The organism is Pseudomonas sp. RW407, from assembly GCF_003176655.1.
GTDB classification, from domain to species: Bacteria; Pseudomonadota; Gammaproteobacteria; order Pseudomonadales; family Pseudomonadaceae; genus Pseudomonas; species Pseudomonas delhiensis.
This window is the reverse complement of record NZ_QGSL01000029.1, coordinates 352,016-369,419: the sequence shown is the minus strand read 5'-3', so window position 1 is coordinate 369,419 and position 17,404 is coordinate 352,016. Positions and strand designations below refer to the sequence as shown.

12 protein-coding genes are annotated in these 17,404 nt (G+C 66.3%); 4 read left to right on the top strand and 8 right to left on the bottom strand.

Annotation, left to right across the window (positions count from 1 at the left end; translation table 11 throughout):
* Positions 1–229 precede the first annotated feature (229 nt).
* The 3 genes from DK254_RS02555 (at position 230) to DK254_RS02545 (ending at position 5,941) form a co-directional block, all read left to right on the top strand.
* Positions 230–2,674, top strand: coding sequence for a TonB-dependent receptor (locus DK254_RS02555; protein WP_158546394.1), 2,445 nt, complete (start codon positions 230–232; stop codon positions 2,672–2,674).
* A 124-nt stretch (positions 2,675–2,798) separates the two neighbouring features.
* Complete coding sequence (locus DK254_RS02550; protein WP_109931996.1) at positions 2,799–3,998, top strand: efflux RND transporter periplasmic adaptor subunit; 1,200 nt, start codon at positions 2,799–2,801, stop codon at positions 3,996–3,998.
* Positions 3,992–5,941, top strand: coding sequence for a MacB family efflux pump subunit (locus DK254_RS02545; protein WP_109931995.1), 1,950 nt, complete (start codon positions 3,992–3,994; stop codon positions 5,939–5,941). Before DK254_RS02550 ends, DK254_RS02545 begins: the two co-directional genes overlap by 7 nt.
* A 76-nt stretch (positions 5,942–6,017) precedes the next feature.
* Here DK254_RS02545 and DK254_RS02540 read toward each other — a convergent pair whose 3' ends face one another.
* The 8 genes from DK254_RS02540 to DK254_RS02500 form a co-directional block, all read right to left on the bottom strand.
* Entirely contained in the window at positions 6,018–7,130 is a 1,113-nt protein-coding gene (locus tag DK254_RS02540) for a PepSY domain-containing protein (protein ID WP_109931994.1), read from the bottom strand.
* 10 nt (positions 7,131–7,140) lie between these two features.
* Positions 7,141–9,585 (bottom strand): TonB-dependent siderophore receptor, encoded by a 2,445-nt coding sequence (locus tag DK254_RS02535; protein WP_109931992.1) that lies wholly within the window; start codon positions 9,583–9,585, stop codon positions 7,141–7,143.
* A gap of 93 nt (positions 9,586–9,678) precedes the next feature.
* A complete protein-coding gene (locus DK254_RS02530; RefSeq protein WP_109931991.1) occupies positions 9,679–10,644 on the bottom strand; it encodes a FecR domain-containing protein in 966 nt (321 codons plus the stop codon).
* A 4-nt stretch (positions 10,645–10,648) separates the two neighbouring features.
* Positions 10,649–11,176, bottom strand: coding sequence for a sigma-70 family RNA polymerase sigma factor (locus DK254_RS02525; protein WP_109931989.1), 528 nt, complete (start codon positions 11,174–11,176; stop codon positions 10,649–10,651).
* Between the two features lie 161 nt (positions 11,177–11,337).
* On the bottom strand, positions 11,338–12,630 hold the full coding sequence (locus tag DK254_RS02520; protein ID WP_177412009.1) for a site-specific integrase: 1,293 nt from the start codon (positions 12,628–12,630) through the stop codon (positions 11,338–11,340).
* Between the two features lie 1,372 nt (positions 12,631–14,002).
* Positions 14,003–15,241 carry a type II toxin-antitoxin system HipA family toxin gene (locus tag DK254_RS02510; protein WP_109931987.1) on the bottom strand — a complete coding sequence of 413 codons (1,239 nt, stop codon included), beginning with the start codon at positions 15,239–15,241 and terminating at the stop codon, positions 14,003–14,005.
* Positions 15,238–15,534 (bottom strand): helix-turn-helix domain-containing protein, encoded by a 297-nt coding sequence (locus DK254_RS02505; protein WP_109931985.1) that lies wholly within the window; start codon positions 15,532–15,534, stop codon positions 15,238–15,240. The genes DK254_RS02510 and DK254_RS02505 overlap by 4 nt, the downstream gene beginning before the upstream one ends.
* Before the next feature lie 277 nt (positions 15,535–15,811).
* Positions 15,812–16,702, bottom strand: coding sequence for a LysR family transcriptional regulator (locus DK254_RS02500; protein ID WP_109931983.1), 891 nt, complete (start codon positions 16,700–16,702; stop codon positions 15,812–15,814).
* Between the two features lie 126 nt (positions 16,703–16,828).
* Between DK254_RS02500 and DK254_RS02495 the strand changes: the two genes are divergently transcribed.
* Entirely contained in the window at positions 16,829–17,239 is a 411-nt protein-coding gene (locus tag DK254_RS02495) for a cupin domain-containing protein (protein ID WP_089393151.1), read from the top strand.
* Positions 17,240–17,404 lie beyond the last annotated feature (165 nt).

Genomic DNA, 17,404 nt, shown 5'->3' with positions numbered 1-17,404 from the left:
GGTTCGTTTTTCAACGCCTCGTTCGATTCCGTAGATGACAGAGGAGCATTCGGGAGCATGAGCGCCCGAGCGCGCCCGGCAGACGAGCCCACCCAGACGGCCGCTGCCAGGGCTCTGGCGCCTGCCGTAGCGGCGCTGCCCCTCGCCTTGCCAACCGTCATTCCAGGGAAATCGTCCTATGTTCTGCCCATCGTTTCGGTCGCGAGCCGTTTCCTCCGGCCGTCCCCGCATGCTCCTGCACTTCGCGCGTCGCCCCCTTTCGCTGGCGGTGCGCTGCGCGCTGTTGGGCGCTGTCACCGTGGCGGCTACGGGGGCGAGCGTCGCCACGCGGGCCGAGGCCGCCGTCAGCGCCGGGCGGACCGCGGCGAAGCGTTTCGACATCGCGGCCGGGCCGTTGTCGGCAGCGCTCAACCAACTGGCGGATCAGGCCGACGTGCTGCTGAGTGTTCCCGGCGCGGTGACGACGGGCAAGAACAGCGCCGCTTTGCATGGAACCTACAGGCTGGACGAAGCATTCGACCTGCTGCTGTCCGGTACGGGGCTGCAGGCGGTGGAGCAGGGCGACGGCAGCTACACGCTGCAGGCCATTCCCACCACCGGCGCGGCGGAGTTGTCGCCGATGACGGTGGTTGGTAGCGAGCCCGACGCGATCGCGCAGAGGGCCAACCCTGCCACCACGGTTGGCTCGAAGACGCCGCTGAGCCAGCGCGAGATACCGCAGTCGGTCAGCGTGGTCGGCCAACAACAGATCCAGCAGCAGAAGATGAAGAACCTCGACGACGCCATGCGCCAGAGCCCCGGAGTGACCGTCAGCCTGGCCAACCCGATGGCCACCGACTACTACGCGCGCGGCTTCCCGATCAGCACCTTCCAGCTCGACGGCGTGCCCACGGCGATCCCCGCCGGCGGTGCGGCGACCATCGCCGACAACCTGGCCATGTACGAACAGGTCGAGGTACTGCGCGGGCCGGCCGGGCTGTTCAACGGCTTCGGCGGCGATGGCGGGGTGGTGAACCTGGTGCGCAAGCAGGCGCCGGCGCAGTTCCAGGGTTCGGCGGAAGTGCTGGCCGGCAGCCGCAGTACCCACCGCGAGCAACTGGACGTGGGCGGGCCGTTGAACGACGAAGGCAGCCTGCGCGGGCGCTTCGTCGGGCTGACCGGCTATGGCCACCAGATGCAGGACGGTACCTGGCAGCGCGACCAGCAGTTCTACGGCACCCTGGAGGTCGATCCCGATCCGGACACCACCCTGCGCACCGGCATCAGCCATAGCGAAACCACCGCCAAACCCATGTACGGCCTGCCCGGCTACTCGGACGGGCGTCTGCTCGACGTGTCCCGCTCGACCTACCTGGGCGCCAGCTGGAACGCCCTGAGCAACCGCCGCAGCAACGCCTTCGCCGAGGTCGAACGGCAACTGGCCGACGACTGGAAGGCCAAGCTCACCTACAACTACCTCACCATCGACACCCATTTCCTCAACGGCATCCCCGGCGGCCCGCTGGAGCCCGGCACCAACATCGGCAACCCCTACAGCTACAACTACCAGAGCGAGGACCGCCAGCAAGCCGTGGACACCTACGCCAGCGGCCCGTTCTCGTTGTTCGGCCGCGAGCACCAACTGACCTTCGGCGCCAACTACCTGCACGAGAACACCCACAACACCCAGCGCTTCATCAATACCGAAACCAGCGGCCTGGACGACTGGGGCGACTATTTCGAGGACGTGTTCACCAGCAACCCGCTCTACTCGAAGGACTTCGCCGGTGGCCGGCATAACGAGGACTGGACGCTGATCGAGCAGTACGGGGTCTACGGCAATGTGCGCCTGCACCTGACCGATCCGCTCACGCTGGTCGCCGGCGGCCGGATGACCTGGTGGCATGCGCGTATCAAGCCCGCCGACGCCTACGACAACTACTTCGGCACGCCGCCCTCCGATACGCACGTCAAGGGCAAGTTCTCGCCCATCGTCGGGCTGGTCTATGCGCTCGACGACACCTATTCGGCCTATGCCAGCTACACCTCGATCTTCAAGCCGCAGAGCGGCTTCTACACCGAGGCCGGCAGCCTGATAAAACCCGTCGAGGGCAAGCAGTACGAACTGGGCATCAAGGGCGAATACCTCGGCGGCCGGGCCAACGCCTCGGCGGCGCTGTTCCAGATCGACGAGAGCAACCGCGCCCTGTCCGACCCACGCTTCCCTGGCTACTACCTGGCCCAGGGCAAGGCGCGCAGCCAGGGCCTGGAACTACAGGTCAGCGGCATGCTGTTGCCGGGCTGGACGCTCTCCGCCGGCTACACCTACGACGACGTCAAGTCGCTGGACGACAGCACCAATGCCGGCGCGCCGTTCAGCATGGTGGCCCCCAAGCACCTGTTCAAGCTGGCCTCCGACTACCAGCTGCCCGGCGCCTGGCGCCAATGGAGCATCGGCGGCGCGGCCTACGCCACCAGCTCCACCGGCTGGAAGGACAGCAGCGGCGAGTGGAACGGCGGCGGCTATGCGACCCTGGATGCCCACGTGGCCTACCAGTTCCTGCCCGACTGGAGCGTAGGCCTGTACGGCAGCAACATCCTGGACCGCAAGTACTACCAGTCGATCGCCGGCGCCGCCGGCAACTACTATGGCGAGCCGCGCACCTTGCTGGCCTCGCTGCGCACCACCTTCTAACCCGCCGCAAGTCGCCCGCCCCGGCGCCAACAGTCGGGGCGGGCGGCCAGCTTGCCGGTGCCTGACAACTGGCATACCTTGGCGCGGCTCCCACAGGCCCCGCTTCGCTGCCTCGAGGTCGTCGATGCCCCCTCGCCGTAACCGTTCCCTTCGTTTCCTGCCTTTCCTGATTCCGCTGGCGCTGTTGCTCGGGCTGCTCTGGTGGACGCTGCTGCGCACGGTGCAGACCGTCGACAGTGTGCCCGTCAACTATGGCGACATCGAGACCAGCGTGAGCGCCGTGGGCACCCTGCAACCGCAGAGCTACGTGGACGTGGGCGCCCAGGCCTCGGGCGCGATCCGGCGCATCGCGGTGCACCCCGGCAGCGTGGTACGCAAGGGCGAGCTGTTGGTAGAGATCGACCCGTCGCTGCAGCAGGCCAGGGTCGATGCCGACCGCGCCACGCTCGACAGCCTGCGCGCGCAGCTGGCCGCGGCGCAGGCACAGCGCGACCTGGCCCTGCAGGACGCGCAGCGGCAGCGGCAGATGCACGTCCATGGCGCCACCCGCCTGGAGGACCTGCAGGCCGCCGAGGCCGGTCTGCGCGTGGCGGTGGCGCGGATCGCCGATCTCACGGCGCAGGTCGTCGGGGCACAGTCCACCTTGAAGGGCGACTTGGCGCAGCTGGGCTACACCCGCATCTACGCGCCGATGGCCGGCACCGTCGTCACCCTCGATGCGCGCGAGGGCCAGACCCTCAACGCCACCTACCAGACGCCCAAGCTGCTACGCATCGCCGACCTGTCACAGATGACGGTGTGGACCGAGGTGTCCGAGGCCGACATCGGCCGCATCCACCCCGGCATGCCGGTGTACTTCACCACCCTGGGCAGCCAGACCGAGAGCGGCGTGCGGCGCTGGAGCGGGCAGGTGCGCCAGGTCCTGCCGGCGCCGCCGAACCCGCCGGGGCAGGAGCGCGAGCAGGGCGGCACCCAGGCCACGACGGCGCCGCCGGCGGGCAAAGTGGTGCTCTACACCGTGCTGTTCGACGTGGACAACGCCGATGGCGCGCTGATGCCGCAGATGAGCGCCCAGGTGTTCTTCGTGCAGGCCAGCGCCAGCCATGTGCTGCTGGCGCCCCTGGCGGCGCTGAAGGCTGGCGCCGGCAAGGCGGATGCCTACACTGCGCAGGTCCAGGTCGGCGGCGGCATCGAAACGCGCCAGGTACGCATCGGCGTGCGCGACCGCCTGCATGCCGAAGTACTCTCCGGGCTGGCGGCCGGCGAACGGCTGGTCACCGCGATCCACCGGCAGCACGCCGGCGCCGGGAGGTTCCGGTGGTAGCGCCGCTGATCGAACTGCGCGACATCCGCAAGACCTACGGCGGTGGCGACACCCCGGAGCTGGAGGTGCTGCATGGCATCGACCTGTCGATCGGCGCCGGCGAGTTCGTCGCCATCATGGGCGCCTCCGGCTCGGGCAAGTCCACGCTGATGCACATTCTCGGCTGCCTGGACCGGCCCAGCGCGGGCAGCTACCGCTTCGCCGGGCAGGACATCGGCGGCTTCGACGCCGACCAGCTGGCCTGGCTGCGCCGCGAGGCGTTCGGCTTCGTGTTCCAGGGCTACCACCTGATCCGCACGCTGGATGCCCTGCGCAACGTCGAGATGCCCGCCGTCTATGCCGGCGTGCCCGCGGCCGAGCGCGATGGCCGCGCCCGCCAGCTGCTCGAACGCCTGGGCCTGGGCGAGCGGCTGGGCAACCGTCCCCACCAGCTCTCCGGTGGCCAGCAGCAGCGGGTGTCGATCGCCCGCGCACTGATGAACGGCGGGCGCATCGTCCTCGCCGACGAGCCGACCGGCGCACTGGACAGCAAGAGCGGCGCCGAGGTGATGGCGCTGCTGGCGGAACTGGCGGACGCCGGCCACACGGTCATCCTCATCACCCACGACCGTGACGTGGCGGCGAAGGCGCGGCGCGTGGTGGAGATCCACGACGGGCGCATCGTCAGCGATTCCGCCGGCACCGTGGTGGAGCAGGGCGGCGGGGCCGGGCATGATTTCATGGCAGCGATGGCCGAGGGCGTGGCACGCGCGGCTTCGCCGTGGGCCGATGCGCGCGAGGCCATCCGCAGCGCCTGGCGGGTTATGTGGCTCAACCGCTTCCGCACCCTGCTGACGCTGCTCGGCATCGTCATCGGCGTGGCCTCGGTGATCGTGATGCTGGCCGTGGGCGCCGGCACCCAGGAACAGGTCATCGCGCGGATGGCGATCTTCGGCACCAACCGCCTCTACGTGGTGCCCGGTGGCGACAGCGCGCGCGGCCCCGGCGGCACGCTGAGCGAAGCCGACGCGGCGCTGCTGCGGCAGGTGCCCAACGTCAGCGTGGCGATGCCCTTCGTCCAGGGCCAGGTGACGCTGCGCGCCGGCAACGTCGATACGCTCGGCCCGCTGTGGGCGGTGACGCCGGATGCGCAACGGGTGCTCAACTGGAAGCCGGCCCGCGGGCAGTTCTTCACCTGGGAGGACGAGCGCACCCTCGCGCCGGTGCTGCTGCTGGGCAAGAAGGTGCGCGAACGCCTGTTCGGCGACCTCGATCCACTGGGGCGCTACGTGCTGGTCGACAACGTGCCGTTCCAGGTCATCGGCGAACTGGAGGAAAAGGGCGCGTTGTCGGGGGATGCCGACGACGACGACGTGGTCATGGCGCCGTTTTCCACCGGTAGCCGCCGTGTACTCGGCCGCCTCGACCTGTCGTGGATCTCGGTGCTGATAGACGACCTGGAGCAGTCCGCGGCCACCGCCCGGCAGATCACTGCGACGCTGGCGGAGGCCCACCACGTGCAGGACTTCCACGTCTACGACCGCGCGGCCTCGGTCAAGGCGCAGCAGGACACTCAGCAGACGCTGACACTGCTGCTCGGGCTGATCGCCGCGGTGTCCCTGGTGGTGGGGGGCATCGGGGTGATGAACATCATGCTGATGACGGTCCGCGAGCGCACGCGCGAGATCGGCATCCGCCTGGCGACCGGGGCCCGCCAACGCGATATCCTGCGCCAGTTCCTCAGCGAGGCCATGCTGGTGTCGCTGGTCGGCGGCGTGGCGGGCACCGTGATCGGCCTGGGCATAGGCGCGGCGCTGATCCTCTGGGAGGTGCCGATCATCTTCTCGCTGCGGGGTATCCTCGCCGCCTTTGTCTGCGCCTTGGGCACCGGGCTGCTGTTCGGCTTCATGCCGGCCCGGCAGGCGGCGCGACTCGATCCCGTGGTGGCGCTGGCGAGCGAATGAGGGCACTGGGGCGCTCGATGAGAGCGGGCCCAGGTGCTCCCCGCAAGGCGGCATGGGCGGCCTTTTGCGGACATCTCTAGGGGAGCCGCGACGGGAGGTTCCCGGCTCCGCGAAGCCCTCGCTTGCCGCCCTGGCGGGCCAGCCACAGGTAGAGGCCGCTGCCGAGCACCACGATGGTGACGATGTCGAACGCCGCCCAGATGAGCTTCAGCGGCAGGCCGCCATAGTTGCCGAAGTGCAGGGGGCGCGAGAGTTCCAGCGCGACTATGTACCAGCGCGGCTCGGCGACGGCGCTGAGCTTGCCGCTGTGCGCCTCGACCAGCACCGGCTGGAGAATCTCCGAGGTCAGCGGCGTGCGCCCGCGCATGAATACCGCATAGTGCTGCGGGCTGCTGAAGAAGGTGCCGGGCATGGCCAGGAACTCCGGCTGGCTGCCCGGCAGCGCCTGTGCGGCGACCCGTAGCGCCACGCCGGGCGGCACGGGGTCGGCGACGCGCGGCTGGCCTCGGTATGGCGCCACCAGTTGCGCCAGTTGATCGCTCTGCCAGTGCTGAAACAGCGGAATGGCCAGGGTATTGAGTACGCCGGTCAACCCCACCACCAGCAACCAGACCAGGCTGACGATGCCCAGCAGGTTATGCCAGCCCAGCCAGCGTATGCGCGCATTCCTGTGGCGATGCATTTCGGCGAAGCCCAGGCGACGCATGAAGGGCGCGTAGACCACGCAGCCGCTGACCAGCGATACCGCCAGCAGCAAGCCCATGAAGCCGAGCAGCAGGCTGCCCGGCAAGCCGGCGAACAGGTCAGTGTGCAGATCGAGAATGAACTCCAGTAGCGCATTGTCATCGGGCAGTTGCGAACCGCTGTAGGCATCCAGGGTGAAGATGCGGCTGTTGCCACGCGGTGTGTCCAGAGCATGGTCGAAATTCAGCTTGATCCGTCCTGGCACCCGGTGATCCCAGATCAGGTAGCGCAGCACCAGGCCGGGCGCCCGGGCCTGGCCGAGGGCGACCAGCCGCTCCAGGGGCAGAGGTTCCGCCCCGGGCGACTGGATGCTGACGGGTTGCAACGCGTGCTCGATCTCTTCCTGGAAAACCAGCGGCAGCCCGGTCAGGCACAGCAACAGCAGGAACAGGGTGCAGACCAGGCTGGACCAACGATGCAGCCACAGCCAGTGTTTCAGCGACATGCGCGCGGGCTCACCAGCTGTATTTCACGCTGGCCAGCACGCTGCGCCGGCCGCCCCAGAAGCACTTGGTAGCGGTAGCGCAGGCCGAGACGTACTCCTTGTCCGCCAGGTTGTTCACCGTGGTCTCCACCTGCCAGCCGGCCAGGCTCGGGTCCAGTGCCACGAGGTCGTAGTGCGCGCCCACGTCCAGCAGGGTGTAGGCCGGCACCTTGAGGGTGTTCAGCGCGTCGGCGTAGCTGGTGCCGATGTAGCGCACCCCGGCGTTCACGCCGAAGTGATCCAGGGCGCCGCCGTGGAAGCTGTAGTCGGCCCACAGCGAAGCCATCTGCTGCGGGATGTAGGTGATGCGCTTGCCTTCATTGCCGTCGTTGCTGTGGGTGACCTCGTTGTCCAGGTAGGTGTAGGCACCGATCAGGCTCAGCGACTGGGTGGGTTCCAGGTGGCCTTCCAGCTCCACGCCACGGGATCGGGCTTCGCCGGTTTGCGTGCTGAACGTCGTGTGCTCTTCGTCGGTGGTGAGCACGTTCTGCTGGGTCAGCTGGTACACCGCCAGGGTGACAAAGCTGTTTTGCCGCGGCGGCTGGTATTTCACCCCGGCCTCATACTGCTCGCCCGTGGTCGGTTTGAAGGCCGCGCCTTGATAGTCGGTACCCGAGGTCGGCTGGAACGAACGCGAGTAGCTGAGGTAGGGGGCCAGGCCGCTCTCGAACTGGTAGACCAGGCCGCTGCGCCAGGTGAAGGCGCGGTCTCCCTGGTGAGTGGACTGGTCGCTGCGACGGTCGTCGGTATCGGTGGAAGCTACGTCCTCGCGCCCGCCGAGCAGCAGCGACCAGTTGCCCAGGTGCATCTGGTCCTGCAGGTAGAGCCCAGTCTGCTCCTGGACCTGGCGCGTGCGCAGGGTTTCCGCCGGCTTGCCGATGCCCTGGTGGTAGTCCGGGGCGGTCACGCTCAGTGACGGGGCGCTGGCCAGGCCCTGCTGCTCGCGGGCGCTCAGGTGTTGATAGTCCAGGCCCAGCAGCGTGGTGTGGCTCAGCTCGCCGGTGGCGAAGTCGGCCTGCAGCTGGTTGTCCAGGGTGTAGGCATCGAGCCTGTCCTCGTCGAATATGGCGCGACGGGTGAGCAATTGCTGGGCGGTGTTCACCCCGGCGGTGAAGACGCTACGGTAGTCGGTGTCCATGTGCATGTAGCGGAAGTTCTGGCGCACGCTCCAGACCTCGTCGAAACGGTGCTCGAAGAGGTAGCCGAGGGACTGCTGGGTGCGTTGGAAGCGGTCGAAGTCGGCGTCGCCGTCGAAGAAACTGGTGGAGAGCCGGCCGCTGGCCAGCGGCTTGACCGTGCCCTGGTACGGCAGGAAGCCGAAGTAGCCTCCTTCGGGGTCGTTCTGGTAGTTGGCCTGCAGGGTCAGGCTGGTGTCCTCGTCGGGCTGCCAGAGCAGCGACGTCGCCAGGGCCTGGCGTTCCTCGCGGGAATGGTCGACCTGGCCGTTGGCGGTCCGCTCGAGCGCGGTGACGCGGTAGGCCAGGCGACCCTCGTCGTCCAGCGCGCCGGTGCTGTCCAGGCCCAACTGGTAGCGGTCGTGGCTGCCCACCTGCAGTTCCACCTCGTGGGCGGCCTCGGTGCTCGGCCGCTTGCTCACCAGGTTGACCATCCCTCCCGGGGTCGCCTGGCCGTACAGTACGGACGAGGGCCCGCGCAGCACCTCGATGCGCTCCAGCAGGTAGGGGTCGACCTGCGGTACCGCGTAGTTGCTGCCCAGCAGGCGCATGCCGTCGAGGTAGCCGTAGTCGTAGTTCACCCCGCCGCCGAAGCCGCGGTAGAGGATGGTGTCGTAGCGGCTGCCGCCGCTGCCGCGGTATTCGGGCAGTACGCCGGGCACGTAGCGCAAGGCCTGGCGCACGCTCTGTACGTTCTGCCGGTCCAGTTGCTGGCGGCCGACCACCGAGATCGACTGCGGGGTGTCCAACAGTGCGGTATCGGTCTTGGTTCCGGTGGCGCTGCGCTTGGCGCTGTAGCCCTGCACCGGGCCCCAGGCGGATTCGCGCTGGGCGGTGACGGTGCCATCGGGCAACGCCAGGGCCTGGTCGTCGCCGCGGCGCAGGAGGAAGCCACCGCCGGGCTGCGCCTGGGCTTGCAGGCCGCTACCGGCGAGCAGCCGGGCCAGGGCCTGGGTGGCGTCGAAGCGGCCATGCAGGCCCGGGCTGGCGAGGCCGTCGAGCTGGTGCGCGGCGAAGGCGATGTTGACGCCCGACTCGTGGGCGAAGCGCGTGATCACGCCGTCCAGCGAACCGCCGGGAATGTCGTAGGTGCGCACGCTTTCGGCGGCCAGTGGGGCGGCCTGCAGCCCGCCCAGGGGCACGCCGGCCAGCGCCAGGTGCAGTGCGAAACGGAGGGAGCGGGTGCCACGTGCCACGTTGGGCAGCGGGCAGAAGGCAGGCAGACTGCGGAAGGCGTTCATGCAACGGCTCTCGGCAAGGAGTGGATGTCACTGTCTCTACCGAAGCAGATCGCCAATCCCCTCAAAAAAACTTCAGGAAAGTCGCTGGAGCATTCAGGCCGGGCCGACGCTGACCCAGAAACGCGTGCGGTAGCTGAGCTGCAACCCCTGGGTGCGGGCCAGGAAGCGCAGCGTCTGGTCGGTGTCGGCGAGTTGGTAGTTGCCGCTGACGCGCAGGTCGGCCACCCGCGGGTCACAGGCCAGCCGGCCGACACGGTAGCGCCCCAGTTCGTCGAGGAACTCGACCAGGCGCATGTCGCGCGCCGCCAGGATGCCCTCGGCCCAGGCGCCTTCGGCGAAGGGCCTGGCCTGCGTCGGCTCGGCCAGGGAGGCGCGCAGCCACCAGTCCTGTCCCGCCTGCGCTTGGCGCGGCGCACCGCCGTTCGCTGGCAGCAGGCTGAGCTCGCCCTGGCTGATGCTGACCCGCGCACACGCCGGGTACAGGCGCACGCAGAAGCGCGAATCCATCGCCTGCAGCAGGCCGAAGGGGGTTTCCAGGCGGAACGGCCGCCGCGGGCTGGTGGTGTCGGCGCCGGTACTGACCAGCACCTCGCCACGGCGCAGGATCACGCGTCGCTCGTAGGGGCTGAAGTGGGTGCTGATGGCGGTATCGGTGTTGAGCACCAGCCGGGAGCCATCGGCCAACTCGAGGTGGCGTACCTCGCCGGTGGCGGTGCTGTACTCGGCCAGCAGTCGCTGCCAGGGCGCCTCGCGATAGGCCAGCCAGGCCGGCGCCGCGCTGGCGCCCAGCAGGATCAGCAACTTGAGCGCCTGGCGTCGACTCAGGCCGGCGGCGGGCAGCTTTTCCAGCACCTGCAGGGTGAGTTGCGGAGAGACCCGGCGGAAGTCCTCGCCCAGCGACTGCACGCGCTGCCAGGCCAGCGCATGCTCGGTGTGGCTGGCATGCCAGGCCTGAAAAGCCGAAAGGGTTTCCTCACTGGGTTCGCCGAACTGAAGCTTCACCGCCCAGTCGATGGCGTCGTCGATGGTCCGGCTGGACAGGGGGGCGGACGCGCTCATCGCCTCATTCCTCGAAATGCAGGGCGTAGCAGGCGCGCAGGGCGGTCGCCAGGTAGCGCTCGACGGTGGCCAGGGACACTTCCAGGCGCTGGGCGATCTGCGGGCAGGTCAGGCCTTCCAGCTGGGCCCAGATGAAGGCCTGGCGCACCTTGGGCTTGAGCCGGTCAAGCAGGCGGTCGATGCGCATCAGGCTTTCCAGCATGAGCAGGTGGGTTTCCGGCGACGGCGCTTCCGCCTCCGGCAACTGCGCGACCACTTCCAGCCACGCCTGCTCCAATTGCTGCCGGCGCCAATGGTCGATGACCAGCCCGCGGGCGATGGTGGTGAGGTAGGCGCGCGGCTGGTCGAGGTACACCGCGGCGCCGCGGGCACGGGCCAGCAGCACTCTGAGGAAGGTGTCCTGGGCCAAGTCGGCGGCACGCTGGGAGCAGCCGGTCTTGCCCCGCAGCCAGCCCTGCAGCCAGCCATGGTGCTCGGTGTAAAGCTTGTGCAGATCGCACTCCGCAAGCTGGGAACGGCCAAGACTGGACACTGGAGTACCATGTGCAATTGATAATCGATCTTATTATATTTTTCTGATGGCATCTCGCAATAGCCACGGGGCCGATGCTGCTGAAAACGCCTTGGGCGGGGATGCAGCGAGCCAGGGGAGGGCAGGGCTTGCACAGGCAGGCCGGCAAGGCTGCCATTGTGCTAGGGCTTGAGCTTCAGCCCCTTCACCGAATGCGCGCGCTGTTCGTCCAGCGAGTTGTAGTAGGTGTTCTGCGTCGTGCTCAGGCTGTTGTGGCGCAGGTCGGCCTGCAGGTCCTTCATGTCGCGCAGCGGTGCATCGAAGGTGGCCGAGGTGTGGCGCAGCCAGTGCAGCGAGACCGAGCGCAGCTGGTCCACCTCGTCGTCGCTCCAGCCCTCGGCCGCCATGCGCTGCAGCGCGCGGTCGAACAGCGCCTGCAGGAGCAGCCGCACATGGCGGTCGGATAAGCCGGCGCGGCCCTTGAGCGTGCCGATCAGCGGCGTCCGTTCCTGGGGCGAGGGCAGGGGAGGCAGGCCCAGGTGGCGGCGGTAGCGGGCCAGGTAACCGTGGATGTAGTCGTCGCGCACGCTGATGCGGGCGGCCTTGTTGCCCTTGCCGACCACGTGGAACCACCAGTTGCCGGTGCTATCGCGGCGGAAGTCGCCCATGCCCGGCGTCCAGTTGTCGCGGCCGATCAGGTCGGAGATGCGCAGGTACATGGCGAACAGCGTGGCCACGATGAACAGTGTGCGCTCGTGGCTGGCGTCCTCGGCAGCCATCAACTCGGCCGTCTCGATGACGTAGCTCCACTGCAGTTGCGTCAGCGAGCGCGAGGCCACGTTCAGGGTGTTGCGCTGCTTGTAGATGGACTTCTGCTTCACCGCGCGGAACGGGTTCACCTCGGTCAAGCCCTCGTCCATGGCGTGCTGGAAGAAGCTGCCGCACACGGCGAAGACCTGCGCCACCGAACCCTGGGACATGCGGTACGGGCGCAAGGGCAGGGGGCTCATGGCCTCGCTGGCGAGCTTGCGCTCGCGCTTGGCCAGGGTGGTGCTGAAGGGGCGCCAGGCGGGGTTCGGCACATGGCTGTCGGACTCCAGCTTCTTGCGGCCGCCCATGCGCATGAAACGCGACTTGATGACCGGGCCGACCCAGTCGGCGGGCGGGTTGAGGCAGAACTCCATGAAGGCCTCGGCGTCGCGGCGGCGCAGGTCGAGCAGCGGCTTGCCGGCTACCAGCAGGGCCCATAGCAGCAGGCGCTCGACGTGGGTGCGATAGGAGGTATAGGTGGCCTCGTTGCCGCCATAGGACTTGAGGAAGCCACGCACGGCGAAGTAGCCCTCGATGGCCCGCACGTCTTCATCGAACGCCTGCAGGTAGCCGCGCACCACGGGCAATTCTTCGCTCAGCTGCATGAAGTTCAGTTCATGGAAACGGGCGAAGGTCTCGAAGAGCGGTTGTGGCGATTGCGGCATCGTCAAGGCTGGGAATGGGAAAAACGGTGGTCGCACCGGGGTAGCGTGCAATATCCAGGTCTGGCTGTTATCGGATATTACTTGCGCGCTAACGAATAGACCCGGCGGGGCGGGAAACGACAGGCAGGAAAGCCTGTAACCTGCATTCTAGACAGCTTGATCCCTGCAGGTCGAGGGGTTGTGAGGCGATTTTCACATGTCGCGGCAAGGCAGGCATTGCAACGCCCATGGCCGCTGGAGGCCGGTTGGGACAGGCGCTCTGAATGTCTCGCCGCGATCAACCGGGCCTGGATGACTGGCGGCAGCTCTGGCTCTGGTTGGGGGCGCGTCGATGAATCCCGCCAACCCATAAAAGGTAGCGCCACGTGGATCAGCGCCAATGCAGCCTGAGGTCGGTTGCGTGTCGCTGTGACAGGCGAACTGCGCGAACGGCTGATGTGCCTGCGTGAAAAGCGTGACGGGGAATGGCCACGAGGCTTGCAGATTTCACGTAGCGTCGCGCTGCGTTGGTGTTGGACCAGGGCTTGAACGGATGCCGGCGGATTCGCTCGGGGAATGTGGAATGATCGAGCACTGAGCACTGAGCACTGAGCACTGAGCACTGAGCACTGAGCACTGAGCACTGAGCACTGAGCACTGAGCTTGTGAGCGAGAAACCGAAGGCCACGATGGATCGACAATACGAAGCCGGTTCGACAGGAAGGCAGAAAGAGAAACGGGCAAGCAGCAATGGTGATTGAGCGGAGACGAAGCAACAGTTGGTCGATCAGGGGGGGACGGTATCGAAGCCGGCAAACAAGCGGTTTTCCCTGGTGAATTCTGCAGGGGCCATCTGCACCTGCGCTTATCCATGACTTCGCATAATGTATATTATGTTAAATTAAGTATTTGCCAGGATATCGAACGCAGACACAGCTTTACCACTGCTGCTCGAAGTTGAGTTGTGACCGTCGAGGTTTCTGGACAAAATCGCTTCTCACCTCCCTCGGCTCTATTTTTCGACGCGTCGATGCAAACCGCTTCTTTGCCACCATCTACAAAGATGGCAAGGACGTGGTCCGGGCGACCGTGTTCATCGGAAGCGGCTTCGGATCAGGCATTCACTATCTCCAAGGCCAGTCGATGGAGAGCAATTCGTACAATGAGTCTTTATCAGTCGACGCTGACGACCAGGCGCTCTACCTGACGCCACAGGGAATGGCGGCTTACGGTCGGCGAGACCAAAAGCTTTCCCAGGAAGGCGCTGCAGAGATGCTATGGGACATCGTTATCGCCCCTCCCCTCTGCCGGCTCTTGCTCAGACACTTGGGATAACCTGTCTGGCATGCTCAATCTGGTCTTGCGAGTACGTGCTAGCAAAGGCTTCTCGCTATCAGCCGAGGCGTTTGCGGATCTCATCGAAGGCCCGCTGAATCACCCTCTGTTGCTCTGGGTCGATCTCGAGTTCACGGCATAAGGGCTGCCACCCGGAAAGGGCGTCGAGAGTCTGCTCGATGTAGAGGTCCGGCTTCAGGTAGCTGAAGGGAGCGCAAACCTGCTTCAGCTGCTTGCGAGTGGCCAGGCCGGCACCGTTGAAAGAGGTTGTGTGCTCATCCGCATAACCACGGACCGGGGCATAGGTCAGGTCATAAGCTGGGGCCAGTGTCCACCGCCCCTGGTCGTGCAGGAACGCGAAGTTCTTGGCGTGGTCGTCATGGTTGTGGGTCAGGGCGTTGAATACCATTAGCCTCGCCATGCGCTCGACCTCTGCCGCATGGTTGGTGATGGCGTTGGTGGCTCTGAGTAAATCCGAATAATCCAGCGATGGCGCACGGTAATCGGCATAGAGAATACCGCTAGCGGTCATCATGTGGATTTTGCTATCGCCGTTCCGGTCGAAGCGATGGGCAGAAAAGAAGCGCTCGGTTCCGGTCGATGACTGGACTGTGAGCAGATTGCTCGCGGCCATCTTCACCCCGGCACGTTCTGCCAGCCGCGAGTAGGCGAACTCGATCGCTCCGGTATCACGATGCTCGGTTGGTGTCCTGAATTTCACCAGCCAGTGCTGGTAGCCGGCCGGAAGGTGCTTGAAAGACGTACTGCACCGCCTTCCGTCCTGGGATAGTGCAACGACCACCTTGGGGCGGGCTCCTGCAGGGGAGCCACCTGCCAAGCGCAGAGTATCGAGAGTGGCCGAGGTTTCTCCTTCGTAGACAGCCTGGGACTCCTGGTAGAGCTGGGCCAGGTCAATATTGTCTTCGTCGGTGGTGCGCTCGATGACTGGGCGATACTCCAATGCGCCCATGCCCCTGTCGGCCATATAAGCTAGTCGATCTAGAGGGGAAATGTCCCTTCGGTCCTTGCCATGCCTGGCAAGGAAATAACGGTCCATGAGCAGCATGCCCCAGCCGTCCGGGAGGGAGTCGGCCAATGCGCCTGGTAGACCAGCGAAAAGGACTGGGTCCGCAGCTTTCTGTGGTTGGGTGGTGAAGTCCATGTTCAGGGGGGACAGGTTGAAGCCTTGTGTCACCCACTTGGGGTGATAGGCGAAGTAGATGCCCTGTCGGCTGGCGACCAGTTCCCCGACAGGTTCGCCAGCCAGCAGTATCTCCACGGTGTTGATCGGCTTCATTGGCGTCCCCGAGTGCGTCCTGCCTGTTTGATTTCTTCGAGCGATACTGGACGCTCATGCTTGAACAGTTCCGCGAATTGACGGGTAGCGCCAAGCGCAGTGGCGATGAGCACCAGGGCGTCGAGGGTGATCTGCCCGCTGGACTCGAACCGCTTGATGGTGGACTCGGAAACACCAGCCCTCAACGCCAGGGACTTGCGGGAGAGGTTCTGTGCCAGTCGTGCCTCCCGAGCGTTGGCACCGATTTTCTGGGCTAGCTCGCCGGGGGCAAGCAGGGAATGGGTCAGGGCCACGGCAGTCTCTCATTTAACGGGTCACATATGAATCATTATAGGCATTAATCCGAAATATTGGTTCATATATGGATAGTTAAAAATCTGTACTCCAGAGTCACGCCCATGCTTTGTTGCACCTTCAGGGATTCGCAAGACTGCACCTAAGCCGCCCCATGAAGCTGCGGTGCCACCGTTGGCTCCCCTCCTCGCTTTCCTGGCTTCACCGCTTCCAGCCGGCAAGCCGAGGACTTGGCCACCAGGCCCAGCCAACCAAATCCTTTTCCGCCTTGTGCCCTCAGTCCCGCCTGAGCGCCTGGATCACCAGGCCCAGCGCCGGCGAAACATGCCGCCGACTGGCGTAGTACAGGTGGTAGCCGGGAAACACCGGGCACCAGTCCTCCAGGACCGGGACCAGTTGGTTCGCCTCGACGTGAGGCGCCAGAAGGTCATGGGGAACGTAGGCCAGGCCGACGCCATCGATCGCGGCTTGCAGCATGTGGTAGGTGTTGTTGAACACCGCCTGGCCACGTACCCGGACCTTGACGCTCTGCCTGTCCTTCTCGAAATCCCAGGCATACAGGCCCCCATGGGTGGGCAGCCGGAGGTTGATGCAGCGGTGCCGGGCCAGCTCCTGCGGCGTGCCCGGGGTGCCGGCGGCCTGCAGGTACGCCGGCGAGCCGGCGACCGCCATGCGCAGTTCGGGGGTGAGGCGGACGGCGATCATGTCCTTGTCGACCAGGTCGCCTACCCGCACGCCGGCATCGAAGCCCTGTGCCGCGATGTCGACCAGGGCGTAGTCGGTGCACAGCTCCACCTCGATGTCGGGGTACTGCTCGAGCAATGGCAGGAGCCGTGGCCAGAGCACGGTCGCGATCGCGTGGTCATGCGCGGTGATGCGTACCTTTCCCGCCGGCTTCTCGCGCCATGCGCCGAGCGAGTTCAGTTCCTGCTCGATCTCGTCCAGGCGCGCCGCCACGGTCTCCAGCAGCCGGCTGCCCGCCTCGGTCGGCGATACGCTGCGGGTCGTGCGGGTGAGCAGGCGCACGCCCAGGCGCTCCTCCAGCCCGAGGATGGCGTGGCTCAGCGCCGAGCGAGACATGCCGAGTTGGGCGGCCGCTTTCGTGAAGCTGCGTTCCCTCGCCACCAGGACGAAGGCTTGCAGGTCGTTGAGGTTATCGCGAGCCATAGGTGAATCTGCTGCACCAAAGCATCCTGGATTTACCATCTACAAAGCTAATCGACTTCGTTCCAGACTGAAAGCCTTCCTGGCATTCCCTGCCAGTGCCCTCCTCTTTCAGCCATGGTGATTCACATGCAACTCAAGCGCGCAGGCTCCCAGCCCTCCATCAAAGGCCCGGCGGAATGGTTCACCGGGACCGTTCGCATCGACCCCCTGAACGCCCCGCCGGCACCCTCCCGGGTTTCCTGCGCGAGCGTCACCTTCGAGCCCGGCGCCCGCACAGCCTGGCACAGCCACCCCTTGGGCCAGACACTGGTAGTGACGGCAGGCTGCGGCTGGACGCAATGCGAAGGCGAACCCATCGTCGAGATCCGCGCCGGCGACGTCATCTGGTGCCCGCCCGGCCACCGCCATTGGCACGGCGCGTCGGCGACCACGGCGATGACCCACATCGCCATCCAGGAGGCCCTGGACGGCAAGAACGTCGAGTGGATGGAGCACGTCAGCGACGAGCAGTACTTCGCCGGGCCTGGCGCGGCCTGAGCCTGGTGTATACGTCCCTGTGCTGATCGGGGCTCTCGCGACATCCATGTCGCATGACCTCCTGAGCACCGGTTTCGCTCGGCCTTCTGAAGGGGCGTCCCGGTGCGCGCGGAGGTTTCTCTGGAAACCCGTAGGGCGCATAACGCCTACGGCGTTATCCGCCGA

Excerpts from the sequence above, each read along its gene's own strand:
- DK254_RS02555 (WP_158546394.1), top strand. The coding sequence starts at position 230 with ATGCTCCTGCACTTCGCGCGTCGCCCCCTTTCGCTGGCGGTGCGCTGC.
- DK254_RS02550 (WP_109931996.1), top strand. The coding sequence starts at position 2,799 with ATGCCCCCTCGCCGTAACCGTTCCCTTCGTTTCCTGCCTTTCCTGATT.
- DK254_RS02540 (WP_109931994.1), bottom strand. The coding sequence starts at position 7,130 with ATGTCGCTGAAACACTGGCTGTGGCTGCATCGTTGGTCCAGCCTGGTC.
- DK254_RS02535 (WP_109931992.1), bottom strand. The coding sequence starts at position 9,585 with ATGAACGCCTTCCGCAGTCTGCCTGCCTTCTGCCCGCTGCCCAACGTG.
- DK254_RS02530 (WP_109931991.1), bottom strand. The coding sequence starts at position 10,644 with ATGAGCGCGTCCGCCCCCCTGTCCAGCCGGACCATCGACGACGCCATC.
- DK254_RS02520 (WP_177412009.1), bottom strand. The coding sequence starts at position 12,630 with ATGCCGCAATCGCCACAACCGCTCTTCGAGACCTTCGCCCGTTTCCAT.
- DK254_RS02510 (WP_109931987.1), bottom strand. The coding sequence starts at position 15,241 with ATGAAGCCGATCAACACCGTGGAGATACTGCTGGCTGGCGAACCTGTC.
- DK254_RS02500 (WP_109931983.1), bottom strand. The coding sequence starts at position 16,702 with ATGGCTCGCGATAACCTCAACGACCTGCAAGCCTTCGTCCTGGTGGCG.
- DK254_RS02495 (WP_089393151.1), top strand. The coding sequence starts at position 16,829 with ATGCAACTCAAGCGCGCAGGCTCCCAGCCCTCCATCAAAGGCCCGGCG.